Origin of the sequence: Desmospora profundinema (assembly GCF_031454155.1) — a bacterium.
GTDB lineage: Bacteria > Bacillota > Bacilli > Thermoactinomycetales > DSM-45169 > Desmospora > Desmospora profundinema.
Genome location: NZ_JAVDQG010000005.1, coordinates 90,639 through 116,939, shown reverse-complemented (window position 1 = coordinate 116,939; position 26,301 = coordinate 90,639). Strand labels below are relative to the sequence as shown.

Genomic DNA, 26,301 nt, shown 5'->3' with positions numbered 1-26,301 from the left:
GGTGATACGCATGTTCAAGTTTAACGAGGAAAAAGGACAGCTGAAATGCTCCTTCTGCGGAAAATCTCAGGACCAAGTACGCAAGCTGGTGGCAGGTCCCGGTGTCTACATCTGCGATGAGTGCATCGAGCTGTGCAACGAGATCGTGGAAGAAGAGCTGGGCGGCGAAGAGGACATCGATCTGGCCAATCTCCCCAAACCCCAGGAGATCAACGAAATCCTCGATCAGTATGTGATTGGACAGGAAATGGCCAAAAAATCGCTGGCTGTAGCGGTTTATAATCATTACAAACGGATTAACTCGTCCCAGAAGACCGATGATGTGGAGTTGCAAAAATCCAACATCATCATGATCGGGCCGACGGGGAGCGGGAAAACCCTCTTGGCGCAAACCATGGCCAAGATTCTGAACGTGCCATTCGCCATCGCTGACGCCACATCGCTCACGGAAGCCGGTTATGTTGGGGAAGATGTGGAGAACATTCTCCTCAAATTGATCCAGGCAGCCGACTATGATGTGGAAAAAGCGGAACGGGGTATTATCTACATCGATGAGATTGATAAGGTGGCGCGTAAATCGGAGAATCCATCCATTACCCGGGACGTATCCGGAGAAGGGGTTCAACAGGCGCTCCTGAAGATCCTGGAGGGAACTGTCGCAAGCGTTCCGCCTCAAGGCGGCCGCAAGCATCCTCATCAGGAATTCATCCAAATCGACACCGGCAACATTCTGTTTATCTGTGGTGGTGCCTTTGATGGACTGGAACCGATCATCAAACGCCGCATCGGTAAAAAAGTGATCGGGTTCGGTGCGGACAGCAACACTGCTGATCTGAAGCAGGGTGAATATCTGAAGATGGTGCTGCCGGAAGACCTCCTGCGCTTCGGTTTGATTCCGGAGTTTGTCGGACGTCTGCCCGTCATCTCCACCTTGGAGCCGCTGGACCAGGAAGCCTTGGTGCGAATCCTGACGGAACCCAAGAATGCCTTGGTTAAACAGTACCAGAAACTCCTGGAAATGGATAATGTGGAGCTCACCTTTGAAGAAGACGCGCTTAAATCGATCGCTGACGAAGCGATTAAACGGAACACCGGGGCACGGGGCTTGCGGGCGATTATCGAATCGATCATGTTGGATGTGATGTTCGATCTTCCGTCCCGGGACGATGTGACCCAGTGTTTGGTGACCAAAGCGACCGTGGAAAACAAAGTGGCCCCCCGATTGACCACACGGGAAGGCCAAACCGTGGATAAAAAAGAAGAAAGCGCCTGATCTTTACACCGCGCCTTTTAAGGGCGCGGTTTTTCTTTTGGACACACCCCTCCGTTGTTTTGTGTTAGAATACTATGGGAACGATCATAGCCCAGAACGGGTTTTTTTATTGCATCCGTCCACCGACGCCGGGATGGAATCATCCCGAAGAAATCAGGAACTGGAGTTGTGGTTTGCATGAAGCACGTCAAAGTGGTTTCACGCGAGGACTACTTATCTTTTATTGAGAAGCAGCCCTTGGGCAATTTCATGCAGTATCCCTCATGGGCAGAAGTGAAGACAGAATGGGAGAATGATCGTCTCGGTTGGTTTGACGAGGAAGGCAAACTGGTGGGTTGCGGACTGGTTTTATACCGTAAATTGCCGGGTTTGAACAAATACCTGGCATACATACCCCGCGGTCCGGTGATTAATTGGAAAGATAAAAATTTGAAGGACTGGTTTGAGCCTCTGTTTCAGTACTTGCGGGAACGAAACACGTTTTCCGTCAAAATGGAGCCGCCAGTGGTAAGGGCAAAATGGAAAACCCCCACGATTCGAAAGTATTTGAAAGAGATTCGCGACCACGACTTAAAAGGGAAGCGGCTGCGTGATCTCGGTCCGGATGAAGTGGATGGTCACGCCGAGTACGTGTTGCAGGAACTAAATGACATGGGTTGGAAAGGAAGTGAAGGAGAAGGGGGCTTCTCCGCGATCCAGCCGCAATATGTGTTCCGTTTGCCTCTGAAGGGTCGTACGTTGGACGAGATCTTTGCCGACTTCCATACCAACTGGCGCCGGAATGTGCGCAAATCGGAAAAACAAGGAGTGGAAGTGACGGTCGGAAAAGGGGAAGAAGATTTAAGGGAGTTTTATGAACTTCTGAAGGTAACGGCGGAACGGGATCGATTTACGGTCCGGAGTTTTTCCTACTTCCAAACGATGTATCGCGCGCTTTCCGAGGAAAACCCCAACCGGATCCGTCTCTACATGGCCCGTCATGAGGGACAATTGCTGGCATCCACTATTTTTACTCAAACCAATGGCCATACTTGGTACCTATACGGTGCCAGCAGCAATGAGAAGCGGGAGAAAATGCCCAACCACGCGATTCAATGGCGTATGATCCAAGATGCTCACGCCATGGGCGCTCACACCTATGATTTTCGCGGGATCAGCGATACGCTGGATCAATCGGATCCTCTTTATGGTTTGTTACGGTTTAAATTGGGCTTTGGTGGAGAAGCCTGTCAATTGATCGGTGAATGGGATTATCCCCTGCAGCCGTTGTTGCATTGGGCTTTTGACATGTACATGAAGAAGCGTTGAGGTGTGTGCCTATGAGTCTCACCCTGTACTTGAACCGAAAAGTTTGGCTTCGTCATCTGGCGGAAACCGAAAGTCGTTTCCCGGGTTTCATTCCGGTAATCAAAGGGAACGGATATGGGTTTGGCAATGAGTTTTTGGCCAATGCCGCCCAGCGTGCAGGTAAACGCTCCATAGCGGTCGGAACGGTGGAAGAAGCACGGCATTTGGGAGAGGAAGGGTCTTTTGACCATCTGTTGATTTTAACTCCTGTCTTAAATGAACTGGAGCCGGATGACTTACGGCCTGAACGGATTTACACGGTCGGCAGCCGGCAGCACCTGGATTATTTGGTGAGTGCTTTTGCCCGGCTGGCGGATTCTAAGCCTAACATCTGGTCAGGTCAGGAACGTCGCCCGGAACTTCGCATCGCGGTCAAATTGCAGTCCGCCATGAAACGGTATGGATTTGCACGCGAGGAAGCCGATTTTCTCCGGCAATTGGAGTCAGCCGGAGAAGAGGCCGGTGTCGCTGTCCATGTGGAAGGATACGCCATCCATTTTCCCAAGGAAGGGATGAGTGCTGCCTCCAAGGAGGCCCAGCTGAAAGCTTGGCTGGAGCGCATTCCGACCGATACGCCCACCTTTTTTGTCAGCCATCTGTCCTCCGCCCAGTATCTGCGGTTGCGGGAAGAGCATCCCCAGGTAAACTGGGTGATGCGGCTGGGAACGGATTTGTGGTTAAAGGACAAATCGTTTGTGGATGTACGAGCCACCGTATTGGATATCCAACCGGTCTTCCGGGGAGAGCGTTTTGGATACAAACAGCGAAAAGCCAAAAGAGACGGGCATCTGGTCTATGTTGCCGGCGGTTCCGCCAACGGGGTGGGGTTGGAGGCTCCCCCTAGTGTCCAGAGCATGAAAGATGCGTTAAAGTTGACTGCCTTCTGGGTGTTAAACCTTCTGAACCGCAACTTAAGCCCCTATACATTTCAAGGGAAACGGACTTGGTTCGCCGAACCTCCCCATATGCAGACAAGTGTTCTTTTCTTTCCGTCAGCCGCCGCATTACCTGGTGTGGGAGAGGAGCTTCCAGTGCAATTGCGGATGACCACTGCCCACTTTGATCGGTATATAGAAGAAGGAGAAGAGGAAGAAGATCTTCTCCCCTCTTCATCGGAGAAATCGGATCAAACGCTGGGAGCCACCTCTTAACGGTGGCTTTCACGAAAACGCCGCGAAAGGTTCGCGGCGTTTTTGGGGTTCAGCCATATAATGGTGTTCCCACTTCTGGTGATTACCCCTCTGTCGCGACGGTCATACTAAACGCAGCTTGGACTTGAGTTCCGACCAAAGGGCAGACGGGGAGGAATCGTAGATGAACTGGACAGTCTTGATCATGATGCTCCAGGTATTCTTTTCGGTTGTAATCGGCCTTTATTTCTGGAATTTGTTGAAAAACCAACAATCCAATCGTTCAGCCGTAGACCGAGAATCACGCAAGGAGATGGATAAATTGCGGAAAATGCGCAGTATCTCCTTGACAGAGCCATTATCAGAAAAGACGAGACCCTCGACTTTCAATGAGATCGTAGGTCAAACCGAAGGGTTGCGCGCTCTTAAAGCGGCCTTGTGCGGCCCCAACCCTCAGCACGTGATCATCTATGGGCCGCCAGGAGTGGGAAAAACGGCGGCGGCACGGGTTATTCTGGAGGAGGCGAAAAAAAATCCACAATCGCCTTTTAATCATCAGTCCAAATTTGTGGAATTGGATGCGACAACAGCTCGGTTTGATGAACGAGGAATTGCGGATCCGTTGATTGGTTCGGTTCACGATCCCATCTATCAAGGGGCAGGAGCCATGGGAATGGCCGGCATCCCCCAACCGAAACCGGGTGCTGTCTCCAAAGCTCATGGCGGGATGCTTTTTATTGATGAGATCGGTGAACTTCATCCCATTCAAATGAACAAATTGTTAAAGGTGCTGGAGGATCGGAAAGTTTTCTTCGAAAGCGCGTATTACAGCTCGGAAGACACCAACACACCCAGTCATATCCATGATATTTTTCAAAATGGACTGCCTGCCGATTTTCGTATGGTGGGAGCCACTACGCGGACACCAGAGGAAATTCCGGCAGCGATTCGCTCCCGCTGCATGGAGATTTTTTTCCGGCCTCTGTTGCCGGCGGAAATTTCCCGTATTGCGCGGCAAGCGATCAAACGAATGGACTTTACATTCGAAGATGAGGCTGTCCAGGTGATTCAAAAATACGCCAGCAACGGTCGGGAAGCCGTCAATATCGTTCAAACCGCAGGCGGAATTGCTCTGACAGAAGAACGAAAGGGCATCAAAGCGGCCGATGTGGAGTGGGTGGTCCACAACAGTCAGTTGTCCCCCCGTCCGGATAAGAAAGTTCCCGAACGTTCGCAGCCTGGATTGGTAAACGGGTTGGCTGTGTTTGGTCCCAACATGGGAACGCTTCTGGAAATTGAGGTGACGGCCATTCCGGTTTCGGAAGGGGGAGAAGGAAGCATCCGGCTGACAGGGATGGTGGATGAAGAGGAAATGGGGGGGCGTCAACGAACCCTTCGCCGAAAAAGCATGGCCCGCAGTTCGGTTGAAAACGTGTTGACCGTTCTCCGCCGTACGGACATCAATCCTTACGCCTATCACCTGCATGTTAACTTTCCGGGTGGAGTACCACTGGACGGTCCATCGGCTGGTGTGACGATGGCCACCGCCATATATTCCGCCATCAAGGGCGTCTCCGTCGACAATAAACTGGCGATGACGGGAGAATTATCGATCCATGGCAAGGTAAAGCCGGTGGGCGGCGTCGTTGCCAAAGTGGAGGCGGCCAAACAAGCGGGGGCGAATCGAGTCCTGATTCCTGCTGAAAATATGCAAGCCATTTTTGAGTCCTGGGAAGGGATTCAAGTCATTCCCGTACAAACGGTGGAGGAAGTGCTGCGCTTATCGTGCCGGCAAGAAGAGAAGGTTGAGGAAGAAACGCTTGTTCCGGCCACTGCAAGCGTGCTGACCGCCACAGGTGCTCCGGTAGGATGAAATGGGCGCCCTTCCCTTCTACGGTCCGTGTTTTTCTTGGAGGAAGGTCGTCTTTCCGGTGGTGTGACTTCGCACACACAGCAAGAATTGGGTTGAAGGGATCAGGTCTGGCTTGTGCTGGTAAGTAAATGGGAACCTAACACGGAAAATCGACTGATTTCTTGGTGTGAAGGGTCCTTAAAGGAGCCATAGTCGGTGGTCCGGTCCGGTTGTGACTGGTGCCGCCGGTACGCCCTTTCCGGGTGGATTTGCTGTCATGGACAAAAGACAGTGAATAGGATAAAATCGTACAAAGCTCAACCAATACAGTTACAGACTGGACACGGCATCGGAGGTGCATACATGGCTGTTAAAGAGGAGGAGCGTGTACTGCCGTTGCTGCCCCTTCGCGGTTTGCTGGTCTACCCCAATATGGTGTTGCATTTGGACGTCGGCCGCGATCGCTCTGTTAAGGCATTGGAGCAGGCGATGGTGGATGATGATTTGATTCTCCTTGCGACGCAGCATGAAGTCCAGATGGAGGATCCGGCACCGGATGAGATTTACAAAGTGGGAACCATCGCGAGGGTAAGGCAAATGCTGAAATTGCCCAACGGGACCATCCGGGTGTTGGTCGAGGGCTTGCACCGGGCTCGATTGTTGGAATTCATGGAGTCGGATGCTTATTATCGCGTGCGCGTCAGCGAGGTTGTGCAAGAAGAAGTGGACGACATCAATGTGGAGGCGTTGATGCGCTCGGTTCTGGACCATTTTGAGCAATACTTGCGCCTGTCGAAGAAGGTTTCTCCGGAAACCTTGTCGGCGGTTTCTGATATTGATGAACCCGGCCGTCTGGCTGACGTCATTGCTTCCCATCTGCCGCTGAAGATCGAGGATAAACAACGCATTCTAGAGACGGTGGATATCCGTGAACGGTTGGATACACTTCTGTCCATCTTGAACGATGAGCGGGAAGTGTTAGAGCTGGAACGTAAGATTTCACAGCGGGTCAAAAAACAGATGGAAAAAACGCAGAAAGAGTATTATCTGCGAGAACAGATGAAAGCCATTCAGCGGGAACTGGGAGAAAAAGAGGGCCGACTGGGAGAAGTGGAAGAACTTCGCAGCAAGTTGGAGCAACTTTCCGCTCCCGATGAAGTAAAGGAGAAAGTGGAAAAAGAGCTGCAGCGATTGGAGAAGATCCCCACAACATCCGCTGAAGGCGGCGTCATTCGCACCTATGTGGAGTGGCTGTTGGAATTACCTTGGGATAAGGAAACCGAGGACGATCTGGACCTGACTGCGGCGGAAAAAATACTGGATGAAGATCATTATGGCTTGGAAAAAACCAAGGAACGCGTGTTAGAATACCTGGCTGTACAAAAAATGGTGAAGCGGTTGAAGGGCCCCATTCTCTGTTTGGTAGGACCTCCCGGTGTGGGAAAAACCTCGATGGGGCGTTCCATCGCACGAGCATTGGGACGCAGCTTTGTCCGCGTTTCTCTGGGCGGGGTGCGAGATGAAGCGGAAATACGCGGCCACCGCCGAACCTATGTGGGTGCCATGCCAGGACGGATCATTCAGGGGATTAAGACTGCCGGGACATCGAATCCGGTCTTTCTCTTGGATGAGATCGATAAAATGGCGATGGATTTCCGAGGGGATCCTGCTTCCGCATTGTTGGAGGTGCTGGATCCGGAACAGAATCAGTCCTTCAGTGATCACTACATCGAGCTGCCGTACGACCTGAGCAAGGTGATGTTTATCACAACGGCCAATGCGGCACATCAAATTCCGCGTCCGCTCCTGGACCGGATGGAGATGATTCACATCTCCGGATACACGGAGATTGAGAAGGAGAAAATCGCCCGAGAATATCTGATTCCCAAGCAAGTAAAGGAACATGGATTAACCAAGGAAAAGTTGCAGATCCATACGGACGCGATTCAAAAAGTGATCCGCCATTATACACGTGAAGCGGGAGTTCGCAACCTGGAAAGGGCCATGGGAAACCTTGCCCGTAAAGCGGCGAAACAATTGGTTTCTAAAGAAAAGAAAAAAGTGGTGGTTACCGCTAACAATCTTCCGCAATTCCTGGGACCGGAGAAATTCCGTTACGGTAAGGCAGAGGAGACGGATCAGGTGGGAGCGGCTACCGGACTAGCATGGACGGCCGCCGGCGGAGACACCCTCACAATTGAAGTGTCCGTGCTGCCGGGAAAAGGAAAGCTCACCCTGACCGGAAAACTGGGAGATGTGATGAAAGAATCGGCTCAGGCCGCCTTCAGCTATATTCGCTCCCGGAGCGAGCAGTTGAATATTGATCCGGATTTTCATGAAAAACATGATATACACATTCACGTGCCGGAAGGAGCGATCCCCAAAGACGGGCCCTCCGCGGGAATTACGATGGCCACGGCTTTGGTGTCGGCTCTGACGGAGATTCCGGTCTCCCGTCATGTGGGTATGACAGGGGAAGTCACCTTGCGTGGACGTGTATTGCCCATCGGCGGACTGAAAGAGAAATCCCTTAGTGCCCATCGAGCCGGTTTAACGCATATCCTGATCCCGGAAGACAACCGAAAAGATTTGGAGGAGATTCCCCCCAGCGTGAGAGAATCTCTGAAAATCACTCCAGTTACTCATATGGATGAAGTCTTGAAGTTAGCGTTGGTGAGGGATTCTAATGAAAGTAACCCAAGCTGAAATTGTGATCAGTGCTGTTCGACCGGAACAATACCCCGAGGACGCCCTGCCGGAGATCGCTCTGGCCGGGCGTTCCAATGTGGGGAAATCTTCCTTGATCAATCGTCTGATCAACCGCAAGAACCTGGCCCGTACCAGTTCCAAGCCGGGGAAAACGCAAACAATCAATTTTTATCGCATTAATGAAGAACTCTATTTCGCTGATATGCCCGGCTATGGGTTTGCCCGTGTTTCCAAAGCGATGAGAGCGGCTTGGGGTCGTATGGTGGAAAATTACCTGACCCAGCGTCAAAATTTGGTCGGGGTGATTCAACTCATCGATTTGCGGCATCCGCCGACGCGGGATGACCAGGATATGTACGAATGGTTGAAACACCACGACATGCCGGTCATTGTGGTGGCTACCAAAGCGGATAAAATCAGTAAAGGGCATTGGCCTAAACACCGCAAACAAGTGAAGGAAGGGCTGTCCCTGGCATCGGAAGACCCGCTAATTCTATTCTCAGCCCAGACAGGACAAGGGAAGGAAGAAGTTTGGCGTGCCATCGGCGACCGCCTGCGAGATCGAGGAGCGCAGTGATGGGGAACGGTTCCGGTGAGTTTGGAATAGGGTACATACCGACAGTGGATTCACTGTAAGAAAGGTTGGGAGAGGATGGACAAAAAAATACGCGTGGCGGTTCTGTATGGGGGGAAATCCGGAGAACATGAGGTTTCCTTACAGTCTGCCGCTTCGGTGATCGAAGCGATGGATCCGGCTGAGTACGACGTCGTTCCGGTTTTGATTGACAAGGAAGGCCGATGGGAAACGGGGAACCGTGCCCTGCCCGCTTTAGAGGGGAAAGTGAATCCAAAGCTGTTGGAAACGATAAGGGAAAGGACCCCGCAACTCCAATTGCCGGAGGCCGTTTCCCGTTCCCTGCCGGCCATCAGCCTTGATGAGGTGGATGTGGTTTTTCCCGTTCTCCATGGAACCTATGGAGAGGATGGTACGATTCAAGGTTTATTGGAAATCGCGGATATTCCTTATGTGGGCGCAGGTGTGATGGCATCTGCGGTCGGCATGGACAAAGTGATGATGAAGAAGGTGTTTGCTCAGGAAGGGTTGCCCCAGGGGGATTTCGACTTTTTCCTTCGCCGTCGTCTGGAAAATGATATGGACGGGGTAGTGGCGGATATCGAAGGACGATTTGATTATCCTGTCTTCATTAAGCCGGCCAATCTGGGTTCCAGCGTGGGAATTTCCAAGGCCCGACAAGCGGATGAATTGAAAAAAGCGCTTCTATTGGCTGCCCAATATGATCGGAAAGTGATCGTGGAGGAATTTATTGATGCCAGGGAAGTGGAAGTGGCCGTGTTGGGCAATGAAGAGCCGGAAGCCTCGGATCCGGGTGAAATCGTCTCTTCCAACGATTTTTATGACTACAAGGCCAAGTACGTCGATGGAAAGTCGGTGATGCGGATTCCGGCGGAACTTTCCGATGAGATGCGGGAAGCGATTCGCCAACTGGCGATCCGTGCCTATCGGGCCATTGATTGCACCGGGCTGGCGCGAGTGGACTTTTTTGTGAAAAATGAAGACGGTACGGTGTTAATCAATGAAATCAACACGATGCCCGGCTTTACGCCTTACAGTATGTACGCCAACCTGTGGAAGCATTCCGGTCTTTCTTATTCTGATCTGGTCAATCGGTTGGTGCAACTGGCATTGGATCGCTACCAAGACAAAAAAAAGACCCGTACGCAATTTGACGTCGAGTAGACCCATCCAGCGAGTAAGGCTTCTGTATTCGCAGAAGCCTTTTTATGTTGGAATGTGTTATATATGCCCGCGCATTAACTGTTCTGATCCGTTAAGATGCGGGGACCGTTGCTTGTGATGGCGACCGTGTGTTCATATTGGGCGGAGAGACTGCCGTCGCGGGTGCGTGCCGTCCAGCTGTCCTTATCGATGACAGCCTGCCAGGAGCCGGTGGTCAGCATGGGTTCGATGGTAATCACCATCCCCGCTTTCAAGATCTTCCCGCTGTTTGGCGGGCCAAAATGGGGAACGGGAGGCTCTTCGTGGATGCGACGACCGATCCCGTGGCCGATAAACTGGCGGACGACAGAAAATCCTTTCTTCTCCGCCAGTGTTTGAATGGTGTGTGAGATGTGACCGACCCTGTTTCCGGGTATCGCTTTCCGAATGCCAGCCTGTAATGCATCATGGGTGGTTTTCATCAGGGAGCGTGCAACCGGAGAAAGGGGGCCGACTCCGTAGGTCCAGGCAGAATCGGCCAGCCAACCGTCCAGGTTGACCACCATGTCGATGGTCACGATATCACCCTTTTCCAGCGGATCATTCGCTGGCATGCCATGGCAAATCACTTCGTTGACGGAGGCGCAGGTGGCATAGGGATACCCCATGTATCCTTTCTGTTCCGGGGTGGCGTCGTGACGTTTCAAAAAGGCTTCCACCCATGCGTCAATCTCCAGTGTGGTAACGCCGGGAGCGATGCGTTTGGCTATTTCCCGGTGGCAGGCGGCCAGCAGCCGACCCGCTCTGGCCATGGCCTCGATTTGATCATCGGTTTTGATCAGGCTCATACTCATTTCCTTTCGATGAGGTTTCGATGGTGTCACTATCCTATTTCTTTACCGTCAAGATCAGACCCAAGACGATTAAAAGGGCGGGCCAATACGCATGGAGGGGACCGGCCAAATGACCGATGATCGGAAGCTGGGCGACACCGGGCCAAGCCAACAGTCCCAACAGCATCAGCATGATGCCGATTATGACATGGCGGCGGTTCTTATGAACCAGCCCTCCCCACAGAAAAAAGGAAAGGCCGATGATTGCCGGCACCAGGCTCCAATGGTCCGGCCAGCCGCTGATATGGGATTGCCCCCAAGCGTGTACACCCAGTCCCGTGACGATTCCGCCCCAGATCAACAGGTTGGGTCTGTTGGAGCGAATGAAGGAATAAAAAATGATACCGACTCCCACCACAATCAAAATGGTTTCCCACGAAGCGAATGGGTTTCTCCAAGACCAGCCCCATTCCTGCATCAGGAGGAATGCTCCGATTGCCGCGATCAGGATGCCGATCCATCTGCTGCGCATGATGATCTCTCTCCTTTATGGGTAAGCAGTAGGGTCCGTAAAGCATACGGCCCCCTCTTGGAAGGTTTGAACTCCCATCGATTATAGCAATCTTTAGGACGAATCGACTACTATATAGAAGGAAGAGTGTAGAAAGCAGATGGCATAAAAAATAAGAGAAAACGCCAGCGATGAAGAGCATGACAGGCTCGACTATGGTAAAATTATGGTAGGATAACATACGACGAAGGAACGGTTCCATTTGATCGATGGTTCCGGGAACAGTCCGGTCCTTGATTTGCCGTAACCCTGGCAGGACGGGAACCTTGTTGGATAAAGGGGCCGTATGGGAAGGAAGGAGGGGATGGAAGGGGATAGCGAAACCCTTTTTACGGCTATACATACGTTCCGGCCTTTTATCATGATCTGAACAATTAAAAGAATGGCGGGTTGGTTGGATGAAACGGAAGTTTGGATTGGAACGGGTGTCGCGATGGCTGGTGGTGTTCGCCGCCTGGTCCTGGGCCGTTGTTTCGTTTCTTTACCAGGGCGATTCCCACTGGAGTGTTTTCCACCTGCTTACCTTGACAGCGTTGTTGCTGTTTACGGAATTTTTTCCTTTACCCGGTCATGAAGGACGAGTGACGGTCCACTTTCCTTTTTTATTTGCGATTAGCACCATGTACTCGACGGGTGTGGCGGGGATTGTGTATACTGCGATCGTCCTGTCTGTAACATGGATGATGAAGCATTCATTGATCCGGGCGGCATTTCGGACGGGATACACTATTTTAGGCTTGTTTGCCGTCCAGCTGTTCCTGGATGGGGTCGGGGACGGATGGATGGAACAGGGAGGAGTGGCGTGGCCGGCATTGGCTGTTACCGTTGTCATCCTTCTTTATGAAGGGACCAGCAAGGGGATTCGGGACGGAATCGAGTACTTGCGTCCACGCCCGCGGAAAGCGTTGCTGTGGATCAACAATGGCCGGCTGGAATTGGGCTCTGCCCTGGTATCCCTGTTTTATTGTCTGGCTTATTACGGGATGCTGCATCAAGGGCGGGACATGGATTCATGGGCGTTTCTTTTTTTCTTCACCCCTTTGGCGGCCTTTGCGGTGTTGTCTCATGTGATCGCCCGCTTGATTCGCAAAGAGCGAAAATTGAAGCTGCTGTTTTTGTTGACGACTCATATCAACAAAGACCTGAACTTGAAGAAGGTATTGAAACAAACGCTTCATCCATTATCCAAGGTGATTCATTATCATTACGGAATCGGATATTTATTGCGTGAGGGACGTCTGTATCCGGCTGTCACCGCCGGGGATGTCCCTGAGTCATTGAAGAGGCAATCCCAACCGCTGAACCGGGGGCTGAACGGTTGGGTGGCCTCCCATGGCTTGCCCGCCCTGGTCCATCATGCCCAGACGGACCCTCGCTGCCATTCGGATTTGGAAGATAATGAAGAGATCCGTTCCATGCTGGCGGTACCGTTGGAGATGGACGGGGAGGTACTGGGCGTCATTACCTTGGGGAAAAACGAAGAACGCGGGTTTGAGGAAGTGGATCTTCATTTCTTGCAGGTGTTGGCCAGTCAAACCGTGGTTGCCATCAAAAACGCCCGTCTGATTGACGAGCGGGAGCGGCGCGTAGTGGCAGAGGAGCGCAACCGTCTGGCCAGGGAGATTCATGACGGGATCGCTCAATCCTTTGCCGGCGTGTTGATGAAAGTGGAGTCCTCTCGTAAGATTTTTGACACGCAGCCGGAGCAGGTGAAAGCGTGGCTGGAGGAAAGTGAGGAGAAGCTTAGACACGGATTAAAAGAAGTGCGCCATTCCATTACTACCCTTCGGCCATCCCCTGCTGCCCAAATCGGTCTGATTCCGGCTTTGACCCGGCGGGTGGAAGCCTTTGAACATGAAACCGAAGTGAAAGGGATCTTTACCTGCAAAGGAAACCAGGTGCCACTGGAACCCGAAGTGGGGGAAGCCATCTATATGGTGTGCCACGAGGCGCTCAGCAACGCGGCAAAACATGCTCAGGCAAGCCGGGTGCACGTTACACTTCACTATGAACCCGACGAAGTGCGGTTGACAGTGGAGGATGACGGCCTTGGGTTTTCACTGGCCAAAGCGGTTTATAAAGCCGAAGCACAAAAGCGGTACGGGATTGTTGGAATGAACGAACGAGCACAGCAGTTGGGTGCGGCTCTGCATTTTGACAGTGAAGAAGGGAAAGGGACCCGTGTGGTGCTGACCATCCCGATCGGGGAAGAGGAGGAGGCTGCTGTTCATGCCCATTCAAGTACTTTTGGTGGATGATCACGCCGTACTGCGTGACGGATTGTCCAATATCATCAGTCTCGAGCAGGATATGGAAGTTGTCGGGCAGGCGAACAGTGGCGCAAAAGCGTTGGAGATGGTGGATGAACTGGACCCCCAGGTGATCTTGATGGATATTAACATGCCCGGGATGAGCGGGGTGGAGGCGATTCGGCGGATCCGGGCCAAAAACCAGAAGGTGGCGGTTCTGGTACTGACGATGTTTGACCGCGACGAATACTTGTATGAATCCATTCGGGCGGGGGCGACCGGGTATTTGCTGAAAGATGCTCCGTCTTCCGATGTGATTGAAGCGATTCGTTCGGCTGCCAAGGGTGAATCGATTCTTCATCCGGTGATGGCACGGAAATTGTTAGACAACATCAGCGGTGAGAAAAAAGCAGACCGCGGGTCGGGTGACGATTCGCTGACACCGCGGGAGTTGGATGTATTGCAGCTGATGGTAAAAGGGCTGTCCAACAAAGAGATCGCTGAACAATTGTTCATCAGTGATAAAACAGTAAAAATACATGTGAGTAACATTTTGAAGAAATTACGGGTGAAGAGCCGTTCGCAGGCTATTATTTACGCCATACAACATGAGCTGGTCTTGCTGGATTAATCGTTAGTCCAGCTGGCGGTGTCGCAGAAGCCGTTTCTCCATACGGGAAACGGCTTCATACATAGCGGTGGCAATCAGGGCGACAATCACCAGGCTCATCATCACCAGTGTGAGGTTAAAGACCTGGAACCCATAGATGATGAGATGGCCCAGTCCAGCTTTGGAGACGAGGAATTCACCCACGATTACCCCCACCCACGCAAGGCCCACATTCACCTTCAACGCGGCGATCAGGTCGGGGATCGATGCGGGAAAAATAATCTTGCGGAAAACCTGGCCACGGGTGGCCCCGAAGGATCGTGCCAGCTGCAAAAATTCCTGTCCCACGCTTTGAAAGCTGGAGTACATCACTAATGTGGTAATGATAATGGTGATGGCGATCGCCATAGCGAGGATGGAGCCGAAGCCGGCCCCGATGGTGACGATGAAAAGGGGACCCAAGGCCACTTTGGGCATGCTGTTTAAGACGACCAGGTACGGGTCCAGTACTCGGGAAAGAAAAGGGGAGTACCAGATCAGGGTGGCCAAGGCGGTTCCCGCTCCGGTGCCCAAGATGAACCCCAGTACGGTTTCGGATACAGTGATGCCGATATCTTTCCACAATCCGCCCTCGACCCACATCTGGACAAATGTTTCTACGATCCGGCCCGGGCTGCTAAAAATGAAAGGATCCAGCAGGCCGCTTCGAGCTCCCCACTCCCACCCCGCCACGAAAGCGATCAAGATGGCAAGACGGCAAGTGGTGACGGCGATTTCTTTTGTTCTCATCTTTTTCAAATAGGCAGCGTGGGCTTTCGATTGAGCCCCCCGCATCAACCAACGGTTCCAGCGGGATTTCACGATTTCTCCAACTCCTTCCACAAATCATGGAAAAGCGGTCGGAAGTCGGGATGATCCCGAGTCGGGAGAGGGTCCAGACTCCGGATGGCAGGCGGAATTTCCACCGTTCGCTTCAATCTTCCCGGGCTGCCGGTCAGGACCAGGATCCGTGTCGAGAGAGCCAGTGCTTCTTCCAGGTCATGGGTCACCAAAAGAGTGGTCATTCCCCGGCCTTTTAGTGCTTGAACCAATAGATCCTCCAAATGGAGTTTGTTCTGGATATCCAAAGCGGAAAAGGGTTCATCCAATAATAAGATGTCAGGCTGGAGGGCCAGCGTGCGTACCAAAGCCACCCGCTGCCTCATCCCTCCAGACAACTGGGCGGGATACTGGTGAAGGGTGTGGCCCAATCCTAATTCGTTTAGGAGGTGGCGAGCATGGCTTTCGGTCTGGTGATTCAATGTGCCGGACAATTCCAGTCCGAGGTTGATGTTGTCTTTTACGGTACGCCAATCCAACAGACAATCCCGCTGCAGCATATAGCCGACCCGTGGGGATGGGTATGTCACTTTTTTGCCGAAGAGGGTAACCTCACCCGATGTGGGTGGCAATAAACCCGCCACAAGGGAGAGAATCGTGCTTTTGCCGCAACCGCTGGGTCCGACCAGGCTGACAAATTCACTGGATTGAATCGAAAAGGAGATGGGGGAGAGCGCACGGACTTCCTCCTCCATATTCCAATAATGTTTCGTTACCTCGTTCACCTCAATGACGGGGGATTCCATCGATCTGCCTCCTTTTCCGAGCGGGAAGCCGCGATGATTAAACCGTTGGCCGTGCTATTACCGTATCTCTTTTGTAACCTTTTCGGCGATGTCAGTCCGAATCACATCTGCAAAAGGTAGGCGGGAAGGGAGTTCGCCGGCTTGGTCCATCACTTCTAATAACCGATCGTATTCTTCCAGGTCGATCACGGGATCCGTTGCCCAAGATCCTTGCTCTTGATAGCGTTCCAGCACTTGAACCACGATGGTTCGATCCGTGTCGGGGAAGAATGACTCTACTTCGTCCGCAATCTCTTCGGGGGTATGGGTATCCACCCACCGCTGTCCTTTATACAAGGCTCGTACGAACCGTTCCATCAGCTCGGGATCTCGATGGATGGTTCCTTCTTTGGTTAGATAGACCGTGTAAGGCAGTCGGCCGCTGTCTTTGCCGAAGGAGGCGACGACATATCCTTTTCCTTCTTGCTCGATTTTGGAGGCGACCGGTTCAAACAACTGTGCGAAGTCACCGGTTCCCGAAACAAATGCACTGCCCAGGTTATTAAAATCGACGTTTTGAATAGTCGTCAAATCCTGCCTGGGGTCCAGGCCGTTTTTCCGTTGCACGTATTCGCTCACCATTTGGGGCATGCCGCCTTTCCGTTGGCCCAGCAGTGTCTTTCCTTTCAGGTCGTCCCATTCAAAGGAATCGATCGGCTGACGGGAAACAAGAAAGGTACCGTCCGTCTGGGTCAACTGGGCAAACGCCACCACCGGATCCTGGGCGCCGCGGGCATTGACGTAAATACCGGTTTCGGCTCCTACCAAGGCAATATCGGCGTTATCCGACAGGAGCATCGCCATTGTTTTATCCCCGCCGGCACCGTCCGACAGTGTTAAATCAATCCCTTCCTCTTCAAAAAATCCTTGTTGGATCGCCACATATTGGGGAGCATAAAACAGGGAATGGGTAACCTCCACCACATGAAGGGGTGTTAGGTTCTGCGAATCAGTGGAGGGGGTTCCGCAAGCAGCCAATAAAAGGATAAAGACTGACAGGATGATCCAGCATCCGGTCGTCTTGGAAAGACGTCCACCTGAACGGGAAAAGGGCATAACGATTCTCTCCTCTGGCATTTTGGGCTGATGTATCGTATGCCACGGCTTCAAAAACTGTTCACAGCCTCCTTTTTTCACGGTGAAAGGGCATGTGCTATAATGGGACATGGGACTAGAGATTCGCATCGGCCTATCATAAGTGTCACCAGCGGGAACAACCGATGCGGTGCTGGGCATCCGGGAACGGGGATGCTGGTAGAATCGAGGTGGATGAATCATGCACATCATCGCGTTGGGTTTCAATCATAAAACGGCCCCCGTGGAATTACGGGAACGGATGGCGTTTTCAGCGGAGGATTTAACGGCACCCCTTCAGCGATTGCGGCAACAAAAGAGCATCCTGGAATGTGTGATCATCAGCACATGCAACCGGATGGAACTCTATGTCGTAAGCGACCAGTTGCATACGGGGCGTTACTATGCCAAATCCTTTCTGGAAGGCGAGTTCGGCTTGGACCGGAATCGGTTTGAACCCCATCTGTACATCAAAGAAGACGAACATGCGATCCGCCACCTCTTCACAGTAGTCTGTGGACTGGATTCGATGGTGCTGGGAGAAACCCAGATCCTGGGACAAGTTAAGCAATCGTTTCTCGCTGCCCAGGAAGCGGGAGTGACGGGCACGCTGTTCAACCAGTTGTTTAAACAGGCCGTCACGATGGGAAAACGGGTTCAATCGGAGACGGAGATCGGGCAAAACGCCGTTTCCGTCAGCTATGCTGCTGTGGAACTGGGAAAAAAGATGTTTAGCACATTTACGGGCAAGACTGTTCTGCTGTTGGGCGCCGGTGAGACCGGTGAATTGACAGCCCGGCATTTGCGGGATGCAGGAGCGGATAAGGTGATCGTTTTAAACCGCACCCTGGAAAAAGCGGAGGAAGTGGCCGGCCGTTTTGACGGGGAAGCACGCCCCCTTTCCCTTTTGGTGGAATCGATTCGGGAAGCGGATATCGTGGTCAGCTCCACCGGTGCTCCGTCGACGGTCATCGGGCGGGATGCGGTGGAAGAAGCGGTCGGGAAACGGGCATTTCCCCTGTTTCTGATCGATATCGCTGTTCCGCGGGATATTGATCCTAAGGTGCACGGAATGGACAACGTTTTTCTCTTTGATATCGATGATTTACAGGGAATGGTGGAGACCAATATCCAGCTTCGCGCGCAGGAGGCGGAAAAAGTGCGGGCGATGGTGGAAGAGGAGTACGGCCTGTTCCAGGAATGGCTTCAAACCTTGGGGGTGGTTCCGTTGATTACCGCACTCCGGGAGAAGGCATTGGCGATTCAAGAGGAAACGATGAACAGTATCGAGCGCAAACTCCCTGACTTGACCGAACGGGAAAAACGGGTGCTGCGCAAACACACCAAAAGCATCGTCAACCAACTGCTCCGGGATCCCATGGTCCGGGTCAAGGAACTGGCGGCGACGTCAGACCGGGATGAGGCTCTCGATATGTTTGTCCACCTCTTTGCTCTGGAAGAGCAGCTGGAGGAGCGGCGAAAACAGGAGCAGGAAAAAGAGCGGGCGACGACGGGGAAATCGGAAGCCCCATTTCCGCAGCCGGTTTTCGCCAACCAGGTTTCCATCCGTTCATGATGCAAGGAGGAGGCCGATGTGTTTGCCCAACATTGGTACTATGACCTGATCATCTATATTTACGCGCTCAGCTTGCTGTTCGCTTTCAGCGACTTGTTGCAGTCCAACCGGCGGAACCGCCGGTTGGCGCTTGTTTTTCTTGTTGCCGTTTGGTCTTTCCAAACGGTGTTTTTGGCATGGAAGGCTGTGGCGCAGTTTCCTGTGTTGACCGGATTGGATTCGTTGTTGTTCTATTCGTGGGCGTTGGTGACAGCTACATTGATCATCAACTGGTTCGCCCGCATCCACCTGTTTGTCTTTGCCGCCAATTTGGTCGGATTCGCCATTTTGGCCGCTCATTTTTTCACTTCTCCGGCAGAGTCGCCTGTAGCGAAGGTGCTTCTGTCCGAGCTGGTGTTTATCCATGTGACTTTGGCATTTTTAGCCTATGCACTGTTTTCGCTGTCCACCGTTTTTTCTGGATTGTATCTGGTGGGAAACCGGCTGTTAAAGCGAAAACGTTGGAATCAGACACTGCGTCGCCTGCCCAGTTTGGGGAAGTTGCAACTCTTTTCCCACAGACTGAATATGGGTGGAGTCCCGCTGTTGATCCTGGCACTTATTTTGGGATTGGTATGGGCACATGAAACCTTGGGGCCCGCATCCTTGCTGGATCCCAAAGTGATCGGTTCCCTGTTGGTGCTGGGTGCATACTCCACTTCCCTCTATCAAAAGGTCCGCAAGCGTTGGGGGGGACAGCGGTTGGCTTGGTGGAACGTCCTTTCCTTTTTTACGATTGTGATTAATTACCTGATATCCAGCGCCGGCCTCTCCTTTCATCAATGGTTGTAGGCGGGCGGCTTTTCTATGAAACGCGGAGGACCCCGGACGATGGATAGAGTGCGGATTGGGCAGGGCAGCATGAGAAACGAGGAGGAATGTGCATGCGCACGGTAGTGGTCGGAACGAGACGAAGCGAATTGGCCCTCACCCAAACGCAATGGGTGATGGACCATCTGCAGCCGTCATTGCCTGAGGGCTGGGAGTTAAAGCAGGAACGGATTGTTACCAAAGGGGATCAAATTCTCCATGTCACCCTTTCCAAAGTAGGTGGAAAAGGACTGTTTGTCAAAGAGATTGAACAGGCGCTGTTGGATAAACGAATCGATTTGGCCGTACACAGTATGAAAGATATGCCGGGCCAGATGCCGACGGGTCTCACGATGGGGGCCGTCACACGGAGGGAAGACCCGCGCGATTGTTTATTATCCCGGGAAGGGCTTACGCTGGACCAACTGCCGGCGGGAGCACGGGTGGGAACGAGCAGTTTGCGCCGGCAATCCCAAATATTGGCTCTACGCCCTGATTTGGTGGTGGAGCCGGTGCGGGGAAACCTAAATACCCGTTATCGGAAACTGATGGACGGTCAGTTTGAAGCGATCGTGCTGGCCTATGCCGGGATCGTACGCATGGGATGGGAGGAGAAAGTGACCGAGATCTTGGAGCCGGCGACCATGCTTCCCGCCGTCGGGCAGGGAGCATTGGCCGTCCAATGCCGCTCTGACGATCATGATTTGCTGGAATACCTGCAGGTGCTCAACGATCCTGAAACGGAGCGGTCTGTTACAGCCGAACGATCATTTCTCCATTCGTTTGACGGCGGTTGTCATCTGCCGATTGCGGGATATGCCGTCAACCGGCCAGACGGCATCCATTTGAGGGGGATGGTGGCCCATCCATCCGGCAACCCGGTACTAAGCGCAGAGGAAAGCGGGGATAATTCCCGAGAAATCGGGAAGCGGTTGGCCCGCCGCTTGTTGGATCAGGGAGCAGGTGTGTTGTTGGAGGAAATCCGGAAAGGAATCCAGTCATGAAAGCAAATCAAGCATCCCTCATCTGGGTGGGAGCCGGTTCGGGAGCCCCCGACCTGGTCACCGTCAGAGGTCGGCGAGCGATGCAGCGGGCAGACCATCTGTTTGTTCGGAAGGATGTGGACGAAGGGGTTTGGAAAGCGTGGATGACGGATGGAGTCATACATGTGACCCAAGCCGGTGAAAAATGGCTGGAAGAAGCAGAAGCTGCTTGCTTTCGGGGGGAGCGAGTGGTTCGTCTCGTCCCGGGGGATCCGCTGATGGATCCGTCGGTACGAAACGAGCTGGAACGATGGTCCGAAAAAGGGCTCTCGTTTGAGGTGGTTCCCGGCATCGGCCGTGAATGGGGAGATCTGTCCTATGCCGGAATATCCTTGGCTGGCAATGAAGAGAAGAACGAAACACCCGGTACTCTGGTGAACGGCAATCGCTTGATTCCCGTTGGTCCCGGAGAATGGGGCGCCGTTTTAAAACAGCTCCAACAGGAAGGGTGGGCACTAGACACCCCCGCCGCCTTGATTCGGGATGGTTCCCGGGCGGAGCAACGGGTTTGGATGGGAGCACTTGCCACATTGCCGGAAGCGGATGGGGCTGCCGGCCATCATACGTTGGTGGTTGGGGAAGGAGTGACGACCCGCGATCGATTGACGTGGTTCGAACGCCTTCCCCTGTATGGCCGCCGCATTTTGGTGACGCGGGCACTGGAACAGGCAGGGATCCTGTCGGATAAAATCCGGGCTTTGGGGGGAGAGGCGATGGAATTTCCCGCGATTGAAATTCACCCGCCGGCCCGGAAGGAAAAACTGGACGAGGCTCTTGACCGGTTGAATACCTTCGATTGGGTGGTGTTTACCAGTGTCAACGGAGTGACAACGTTTTTCCGGCGGCTGTCGGAGCTTCGGATGGATATTCGCAGTCTGCATCGGGCCCGGATAGCTGCCATCGGCCCCAAAACCGCTCAGGAGTTGGAAGTCAAGGGGATCCGGGTCGACTGCTTACCGGAAGAGTACCGAGCCGAAGCCTTGGTGGAAGCGATGCGCCCATTGGTTCGCCGAGGAGAAAACATTTTGCTGCCCCGTGCCAACATTGCCCGTCCCCTGTTGGCAGAGGAATTGAGTGAGATGGGTTGTCATGTTGTCGATGCCCATGCCTACGATACCCTTCCTGCCAGCGGAGGTGTCCGGGAGCTATTACGTGAGCTGGAAGAAGGCCGCATTCATGTGATCACGTTTACCAGTTCGTCTACGGTTCGCTATTTTATACGGGCGTTGGAACGGGAAGCGGAGGACGTCTCGTCTCGAATCCAGCGCGCCTGGATCGCCTGTATCGGTCCCATCACGGCCGATACGGCGACTGAGATGGGATTGCCTGTAGATGTGACTGCGGAAGAGTACACCATCGACGGGCTGATCGACGCCATCGTCCGTCTGCCACAAGGACTCAAGGAGGAATCATGATGAAATCCTTTGCCCGTCACCGCCGACTTAGACAAAACGAATCCATTCGCAGCATGGTGCGGGAACATCATCTTACAACGCGGGACTTTATCTATCCCATTTTTGTGGTGGAGGGAAGCGGGATTCGGCAAGAGGTGCCCTCCATGCCGGGAGTGTTTCATTATTCTCTGGATCGGTTGAACGAAGAGGTGGACGAGGTGGTGGAATCGGGGATCCCTTCCATCATCCTGTTTGGCGTTCCGGAGTCCAAAGATGCTTGCGGCAGCGCAGCTCATGCCGAAAACGGAATTGTCCAGCAGGCGATTCGGCAAGTAAAGGAGCATCATCCCTCTTTATATGTGATGGCGGACACCTGTCTGTGTCAGTATACGGACCATGGTCATTGCGGCGTGGTGGCGGAGGGGGAGGTCCTTAATGATGAATCCCTCTCCATCTTGGCACGGACCGCCGTCTCCCAAGCAGCAGCCGGAGCCGATATGATCGCCCCTTCCAACATGATGGACGGATTTGTCACCGCCATCCGTCATGCCTTGGATGAAGCGGGTTATGAAAACACGCCCATTTTGTCTTATGCCGTCAAATACGCTTCCGCTTTTTACGGCCCGTTTCGCGATGCCGCTCATTCTTCGCCCCAGTTCGGGGATCGGCGGACGTACCAGATGGATCCGGCCAATGGACGGGAGGCTCTGTTGGAAGCCGCTTCTGATCTCGACGAAGGAGCGGATATGTTGATGGTGAAACCGGGGTTGGCCTATATGGATATCCTGCGCCGGCTGAAAGAGCGCTTTGACGTTCCCCTGGCAGCATACAACGTAAGCGGAGAATATGCGATGGTGAAGGCGGCGGCGGAAAAGGGCTGGATTGATGAAAAGGGAGTCGTGTTGGAACTGTTGACCGGTATGAAGCGCGCAGGGGCTGATTTGATTCTGACCTATCATGCCAAAGATGCGGCCCGTTGGCTGAACGGGGAGGAATAAAAGAGGAGATTGAACAGGGAAGAGCGAATACGCAATCCGGCAGGTTGAAACCGGTTATGGGGATGGTCTTTCCTGGTGCCCCTTTTAGCCATATCGATCATGCTTCGTGGAGGATGGCTTGGAAATGATGCGGCGAGACTGGTGCTCTGTGAGTGCTCCGGATCGAAAGTCGGACATGAAGCCGGCCCATCCTAAGCTAGTAAAGAGCGAAGAAACAGATCGAAGTTCCGGATTGGCGTACTGGGTGACCGGTTTCATCGCTGGACCCGAAATGGCGGTCGAGGAGGAACCCAAGTGTCCGATAGCTATACACTGCACACAATATTTGTGGAGACAGCGGCGAAGGAGTTTGAAATCATTTTTGAAGAGGCGGAACTCTTTTTGGACATGCCGGGTCCGTTCAACCTGAAAAGCTGGTATGTGGTGATCAAGGGGTTAAATGCGGAGTCAGCCGACAGGTTGGATGATTGTTTTTACTATGGAAGTCCGGAGTTGATCCTGAGTATGAAGACTCCGGGTGGAAAAAAACTGAGTGGCGAGGTGATCATCCGTTCCATCGCGGTAGGACCCCATTCACGAGCACGGATGGACGGACACGGGTTGTTGAGGGGATTTGAATCCCTCGGATGACAGATAAACATGCAAGGAGTGATAGGGTGACACGAAATCATGATCGGTCGGCAGCCTTGTTTGAAGAAGCTAAACAAGTGATTCCGGGAGGGGTGAACAGTCCCGTTCGCGCTTTTAAGAGTGTGGACAGAACCCCGGTGTATATCGAACGGGGCAACGGGTCCCGGGTCTATGATGTGGATGGGAACGAATACATCGATTATGTCTGTTCCTGGGGTCCGCTGATTTTGGGACACGCCCATCCTGCTGTGGTGGATGCCATTCGTGAAGTGACCGTCAAGGGAACGAGCTTTGGGGCGCCGACGGAGTTGGAGACGGAAATGGCCCGTTTGGTGACTGAACGGATGCCGTCCGTGGAAGTGGTACGGATGGTCAATTCCGGCACGGAAGCGACCATGAGTGCATTGCGGCTGGCGCGGGCTTTTACCAAACGAAATAAAATCCTCAAATTCGAAGGTTGTTATCATGGTCATTCCGATAGCTTGCTCATTAAGGCAGGGTCCGGGGTGGCCACGTTGGGCTTGCCGGACAGCCCCGGCGTGCCGGAAAACACGGGGCAGCATACACTGACCGTTCCCTATAACGATTTAGACAGCGCCCGAGTAGCCTTCCAAAAGTTCGGTCACGATATTGCGGCTGTCATCGTGGAGCCGGTGGCCGGCAACATGGGCGTGGTACCTCCCGCTGCGGAGTTCCTTTCGGGATTACGCCGCCTCACGGATCATTACGGTTCCTTGTTGATTTTTGACGAAGTGATGACCGGATTTCGGGTGGATTACCACTCGGCCCAGGGCTTGTACGACATCCAGCCGGATCTGACCACCATGGGAAAAGTCATCGGCGGTGGGTTGCCGGTGGGTGCATATGGAGGACGGCGGGACATCATGGAGTGGGTGGCTCCTTCCGGACCCGTATATCAAGCAGGAACCTTATCGGGCAATCCCCTGGCGATGGCAGCGGGTTTGGCTACATTGAACCAGATGGATCGGAGCGCTTATGAGTTGTTGGAAGAGCGTGCTTCACGCTTGGAGCACGGGTTGCGAAAGAATGCACAAGAGGTGGGAATTCCCCATCATATCAACCGGGTGGGTTCGATGGTTTGCCTCTTCTTCACGGCAGAGGAAGTGACCAGCTACGAACAAGCCAAACAAACGGATAAACGGTGCTTCGCCTCCTACTTCCGCCATATGCTGGACCAGGGGATTTCGTTGCCGCCTTCCCCATTCGAAGGGATGTTTATTTCCACCGCACACAGTGAAGAAGATATCGACCGCACGCTGGAAGCCAACCGTTATGCTATGGAGCAATTGTAACGATTAGTCCTCTGGCTGCTTATTCACCCCGAAAGGGGTGTTTTTTTGTCCCATTCGGATTAAGGAGAGCACCTTAGAGGACAGGGTATATCCGTCCCTCGCCCGCATATAGTTACAGTACAGTCGTAAACCTGTGGCTTATCTCAACCCGCCTCCCTTCCCGGGTGGTGAGGCGGGTCCAGGGGGAAGTTCATCGGTTTCTTCGTCAATCTTGTCCTGAGGGGGGATTGTTTTGACGGGGAGCAAGGTTAACCAGCTCCGCTTCGACATATCGGAAAAGGTCCGGCTCCATCCTCAACAACCGGGGATCGGCACCCTCCTGGAACTGGACCTCTACCCGGATGTCGAGGTCGAAGATCAAGAGACTCATCTGAAAATCCAAGGTTACCTCCGACTCAACGGTACCTACCATCCAGAGCAGGGGGTGGATGCCGAGACGGATGGAGGCGGGCAAGAGACGGAAGCAGAAGCTTCGGCTCAGCAGGAAGAGATCGCCTATGTGATTCCGGTGGAAATCACCTTGCCGGCTGAACGGGTGGATATGGACCAGATCGCTTCCGAAATTCACTCCTTTGACTACCAGGTGTTGTCTCCTTTTGAATTGCAGATTGAAGCTCTGCTGATCATCGACGGATTCATCCAGGAGGAGGAGAACGAAGAGGAAGGAGAGCCGGTCGAAGTCGTTTCCTCCCAAGCAGCCGCATTTTCTGTTCCTCCCAATGGAGACATCCGTTGGAAGCAGGATGTTCCGGGTGATACCAAAGGGGAACAGGATGAATATGAGTTTGTCCATGTGGCTCGGTTGGAGGAAGGAGAGGAAGGAGCTGAGGTAAAGGCAGATCAGGAGGATACGAAGGCAGAGGTGGAAGCGGAAGAGGAATCGGCCCCGGTAGAGGCGGAGAAGATCCAGGCCGAACTGGAGACGGAAGAGTCAGAAGAGCGACGAAGTGAGAGTGAACCGGAGAAGGGGGAGGAACCAAGTGTGTCCCCCGTTACTTTCCATCCCTTTCAGCCCGAACGGGATCGGGAGGAAAGTCCGTTGTCCCGTCAGCAGCCATTACGGATGCCCCATATCGGTGAATTCGACTTCCAACACCTCGAAGAGGATGAACGGACCCGGTTCGGGATTGAAAGAATGTTTGAAGAAAAAGACTTGTCCTCCGAACAGCCGGAGCCTGTCGATGACACGGCCGAATTGGATGCCGACCCGCCGGAAGAAGAAAAAAATAAGGGATCCAGCCAAGAGTGGGCGCAGTGGATACTGGGGGAGGAACAGGAGCAGTTTGTGAAGTTGCGGATGGTGATTGTCCACAAACAGGATTCCATCGATTCCCTATCGGAGCGATACCAGGTTCCGGCCAGTAAGATCGTCCATTTGAATCGTTTGGAATCAGAAGTGCTGGAAGAGGGCCAGATTGTTTATATTCCATCCAGTTGACCGGATCGCC

General features: G+C 53.2%; 22 protein-coding genes. 17 read left to right on the top strand and 5 right to left on the bottom strand.

Going from position 1 to position 26,301, the window contains the following annotated elements; genetic code table 11:
• Positions 1-10 precede the first annotated feature (10 nt).
• From clpX to JOE21_RS11830, 7 genes are all read left to right on the top strand, one after another.
• Positions 11-1,273, top strand: a complete 1,263-nt coding sequence (gene clpX / locus JOE21_RS11860) for an ATP-dependent protease ATP-binding subunit ClpX (protein WP_309866366.1) — start codon at positions 11-13, stop codon at positions 1,271-1,273.
• Positions 1,274-1,450: 177 nt separating this feature from the next.
• On the top strand, positions 1,451-2,581 hold the full coding sequence (locus JOE21_RS11855) for a lipid II:glycine glycyltransferase FemX (protein ID WP_309866363.1): 1,131 nt from the start codon (positions 1,451-1,453) through the stop codon (positions 2,579-2,581).
• 11 nt (positions 2,582-2,592) lie between these two features.
• Positions 2,593-3,771 carry an alanine racemase gene (locus tag JOE21_RS11850; RefSeq protein ID WP_309866360.1) on the top strand — a complete coding sequence of 393 codons (1,179 nt, stop codon included), beginning with the start codon at positions 2,593-2,595 and terminating at the stop codon, positions 3,769-3,771.
• Positions 3,772-3,934: 163 nt separating this feature from the next.
• Positions 3,935-5,623: an ATP-dependent protease LonB gene (gene lonB, locus JOE21_RS11845; protein ID WP_309866357.1), complete on the top strand. Its 1,689-nt coding sequence runs from the start codon at positions 3,935-3,937 to the stop codon at positions 5,621-5,623.
• 342 nt (positions 5,624-5,965) lie between these two features.
• Positions 5,966-8,308 (top strand): endopeptidase La, encoded by a 2,343-nt coding sequence (gene lon, locus JOE21_RS11840; RefSeq protein ID WP_309866354.1) that lies wholly within the window; start codon positions 5,966-5,968, stop codon positions 8,306-8,308.
• Positions 8,289-8,888, top strand: coding sequence for a ribosome biogenesis GTP-binding protein YihA/YsxC (gene yihA / locus JOE21_RS11835; RefSeq protein WP_309866351.1), 600 nt, complete (start codon positions 8,289-8,291; stop codon positions 8,886-8,888). The genes lon and yihA overlap by 20 nt, the downstream gene beginning before the upstream one ends.
• A gap of 75 nt (positions 8,889-8,963) precedes the next feature.
• Entirely contained in the window at positions 8,964-10,070 is a 1,107-nt protein-coding gene (locus JOE21_RS11830) for a D-alanine--D-alanine ligase (protein ID WP_309866349.1), read from the top strand.
• Between the two features lie 74 nt (positions 10,071-10,144).
• On the opposite strand, the gene map is transcribed toward JOE21_RS11830, so the two are convergent.
• The gene (gene map / locus JOE21_RS11825; RefSeq protein WP_309866347.1) at positions 10,145-10,897 is read right to left on the bottom strand and encodes a type I methionyl aminopeptidase; all 753 of its coding nucleotides are present in this window, start codon (positions 10,895-10,897) and stop codon (positions 10,145-10,147) included.
• Between the two features lie 40 nt (positions 10,898-10,937).
• Positions 10,938-11,414: a hypothetical protein gene (locus JOE21_RS11820; RefSeq protein WP_309866344.1), complete on the bottom strand. Its 477-nt coding sequence runs from the start codon at positions 11,412-11,414 to the stop codon at positions 10,938-10,940.
• Positions 11,415-11,851: 437 nt separating this feature from the next.
• Here JOE21_RS11820 and JOE21_RS11815 point away from each other — a divergent pair, with 437 nt between their 5' ends.
• Together JOE21_RS11815 and JOE21_RS11810 are read left to right on the top strand one after the other, a co-directional pair.
• Positions 11,852-13,711, top strand: a complete 1,860-nt coding sequence (locus tag JOE21_RS11815; RefSeq protein WP_309866341.1) for a GAF domain-containing sensor histidine kinase — start codon at positions 11,852-11,854, stop codon at positions 13,709-13,711.
• Positions 13,683-14,333: a response regulator gene (locus tag JOE21_RS11810; protein WP_309866338.1), complete on the top strand. Its 651-nt coding sequence runs from the start codon at positions 13,683-13,685 to the stop codon at positions 14,331-14,333. The genes JOE21_RS11815 and JOE21_RS11810 overlap by 29 nt, the downstream gene beginning before the upstream one ends.
• Before the next feature lie 3 nt (positions 14,334-14,336).
• Here the strand turns inward: JOE21_RS11810 and JOE21_RS11805 are convergent, their stop codons facing one another.
• Genes JOE21_RS11805 through JOE21_RS11795 form a run of 3 tightly spaced genes read right to left on the bottom strand, consistent with a single transcriptional unit; the run spans position 14,337 to position 17,032 of the window.
• A complete protein-coding gene (locus JOE21_RS11805; RefSeq protein WP_374709368.1) occupies positions 14,337-15,146 on the bottom strand; it encodes an ABC transporter permease in 810 nt (269 codons plus the stop codon).
• A 23-nt stretch (positions 15,147-15,169) separates the two neighbouring features.
• Positions 15,170-15,937 (bottom strand): ABC transporter ATP-binding protein, encoded by a 768-nt coding sequence (locus JOE21_RS11800; RefSeq protein WP_309866333.1) that lies wholly within the window; start codon positions 15,935-15,937, stop codon positions 15,170-15,172.
• 57 nt (positions 15,938-15,994) lie between these two features.
• Complete coding sequence (locus JOE21_RS11795; RefSeq protein ID WP_309866329.1) at positions 15,995-17,032, bottom strand: ABC transporter substrate-binding protein; 1,038 nt, start codon at positions 17,030-17,032, stop codon at positions 15,995-15,997.
• Between the two features lie 220 nt (positions 17,033-17,252).
• Between JOE21_RS11795 and hemA the strand changes: the two genes are divergently transcribed.
• From hemA to JOE21_RS11755, 8 genes are all read left to right on the top strand, one after another.
• Entirely contained in the window at positions 17,253-18,626 is a 1,374-nt protein-coding gene (hemA, locus tag JOE21_RS11790; protein ID WP_309866326.1) for a glutamyl-tRNA reductase, read from the top strand.
• A gap of 18 nt (positions 18,627-18,644) precedes the next feature.
• Complete coding sequence (locus JOE21_RS11785) at positions 18,645-19,457, top strand: cytochrome C assembly family protein (RefSeq protein WP_309866325.1); 813 nt, start codon at positions 18,645-18,647, stop codon at positions 19,455-19,457.
• A 92-nt stretch (positions 19,458-19,549) separates the two neighbouring features.
• The gene (gene hemC / locus JOE21_RS11780; protein ID WP_309866322.1) at positions 19,550-20,479 is read left to right on the top strand and encodes a hydroxymethylbilane synthase; all 930 of its coding nucleotides are present in this window, start codon (positions 19,550-19,552) and stop codon (positions 20,477-20,479) included.
• On the top strand, positions 20,476-21,933 hold the full coding sequence (locus JOE21_RS11775) for a uroporphyrinogen-III synthase (RefSeq protein WP_309866319.1): 1,458 nt from the start codon (positions 20,476-20,478) through the stop codon (positions 21,931-21,933). The genes hemC and JOE21_RS11775 overlap by 4 nt, the downstream gene beginning before the upstream one ends.
• Positions 21,930-22,910, top strand: coding sequence for a porphobilinogen synthase (gene hemB, locus JOE21_RS11770; RefSeq protein ID WP_309866316.1), 981 nt, complete (start codon positions 21,930-21,932; stop codon positions 22,908-22,910). Before JOE21_RS11775 ends, hemB begins: the two co-directional genes overlap by 4 nt.
• A 294-nt stretch (positions 22,911-23,204) precedes the next feature.
• Positions 23,205-23,540, top strand: coding sequence for a hypothetical protein (locus tag JOE21_RS11765; RefSeq protein WP_309866313.1), 336 nt, complete (start codon positions 23,205-23,207; stop codon positions 23,538-23,540).
• Positions 23,537-24,853 carry a glutamate-1-semialdehyde 2,1-aminomutase gene (gene hemL, locus JOE21_RS11760; RefSeq protein WP_309866311.1) on the top strand — a complete coding sequence of 439 codons (1,317 nt, stop codon included), beginning with the start codon at positions 23,537-23,539 and terminating at the stop codon, positions 24,851-24,853. The genes JOE21_RS11765 and hemL overlap by 4 nt, the downstream gene beginning before the upstream one ends.
• A 232-nt stretch (positions 24,854-25,085) precedes the next feature.
• A complete protein-coding gene (locus tag JOE21_RS11755; RefSeq protein ID WP_309866308.1) occupies positions 25,086-26,291 on the top strand; it encodes a LysM peptidoglycan-binding domain-containing protein in 1,206 nt (401 codons plus the stop codon).
• The last annotated feature ends 10 nt before the right edge of the window (positions 26,292-26,301 follow it).

Excerpts from the sequence above, each read along its gene's own strand:
- map (WP_309866347.1), bottom strand. The coding sequence starts at position 10,897 with ATGAGCCTGATCAAAACCGATGATCAAATCGAGGCCATGGCCAGAGCG.
- JOE21_RS11855 (WP_309866363.1), top strand. The coding sequence starts at position 1,451 with ATGAAGCACGTCAAAGTGGTTTCACGCGAGGACTACTTATCTTTTATT.
- clpX (WP_309866366.1), top strand. The coding sequence starts at position 11 with ATGTTCAAGTTTAACGAGGAAAAAGGACAGCTGAAATGCTCCTTCTGC.
- JOE21_RS11800 (WP_309866333.1), bottom strand. The coding sequence starts at position 15,937 with ATGGAATCCCCCGTCATTGAGGTGAACGAGGTAACGAAACATTATTGG.
- lonB (WP_309866357.1), top strand. The coding sequence starts at position 3,935 with ATGAACTGGACAGTCTTGATCATGATGCTCCAGGTATTCTTTTCGGTT.
- lon (WP_309866354.1), top strand. The coding sequence starts at position 5,966 with ATGGCTGTTAAAGAGGAGGAGCGTGTACTGCCGTTGCTGCCCCTTCGC.
- JOE21_RS11815 (WP_309866341.1), top strand. The coding sequence starts at position 11,852 with ATGAAACGGAAGTTTGGATTGGAACGGGTGTCGCGATGGCTGGTGGTG.
- hemB (WP_309866316.1), top strand. The coding sequence starts at position 21,930 with ATGATGAAATCCTTTGCCCGTCACCGCCGACTTAGACAAAACGAATCC.
- JOE21_RS11850 (WP_309866360.1), top strand. The coding sequence starts at position 2,593 with ATGAGTCTCACCCTGTACTTGAACCGAAAAGTTTGGCTTCGTCATCTG.
- JOE21_RS11830 (WP_309866349.1), top strand. The coding sequence starts at position 8,964 with ATGGACAAAAAAATACGCGTGGCGGTTCTGTATGGGGGGAAATCCGGA.
- hemA (WP_309866326.1), top strand. The coding sequence starts at position 17,253 with ATGCACATCATCGCGTTGGGTTTCAATCATAAAACGGCCCCCGTGGAA.
- JOE21_RS11810 (WP_309866338.1), top strand. The coding sequence starts at position 13,683 with ATGCCCATTCAAGTACTTTTGGTGGATGATCACGCCGTACTGCGTGAC.
- yihA (WP_309866351.1), top strand. The coding sequence starts at position 8,289 with ATGAAAGTAACCCAAGCTGAAATTGTGATCAGTGCTGTTCGACCGGAA.
- hemL (WP_309866311.1), top strand. The coding sequence starts at position 23,537 with ATGACAGATAAACATGCAAGGAGTGATAGGGTGACACGAAATCATGAT.
- hemC (WP_309866322.1), top strand. The coding sequence starts at position 19,550 with ATGCGCACGGTAGTGGTCGGAACGAGACGAAGCGAATTGGCCCTCACC.
- JOE21_RS11775 (WP_309866319.1), top strand. The coding sequence starts at position 20,476 with ATGAAAGCAAATCAAGCATCCCTCATCTGGGTGGGAGCCGGTTCGGGA.
- JOE21_RS11820 (WP_309866344.1), bottom strand. The coding sequence starts at position 11,414 with ATGCGCAGCAGATGGATCGGCATCCTGATCGCGGCAATCGGAGCATTC.
- JOE21_RS11805 (WP_374709368.1), bottom strand. The coding sequence starts at position 15,146 with ATGCGGGGGGCTCAATCGAAAGCCCACGCTGCCTATTTGAAAAAGATG.
- JOE21_RS11795 (WP_309866329.1), bottom strand. The coding sequence starts at position 17,032 with ATGCCCTTTTCCCGTTCAGGTGGACGTCTTTCCAAGACGACCGGATGC.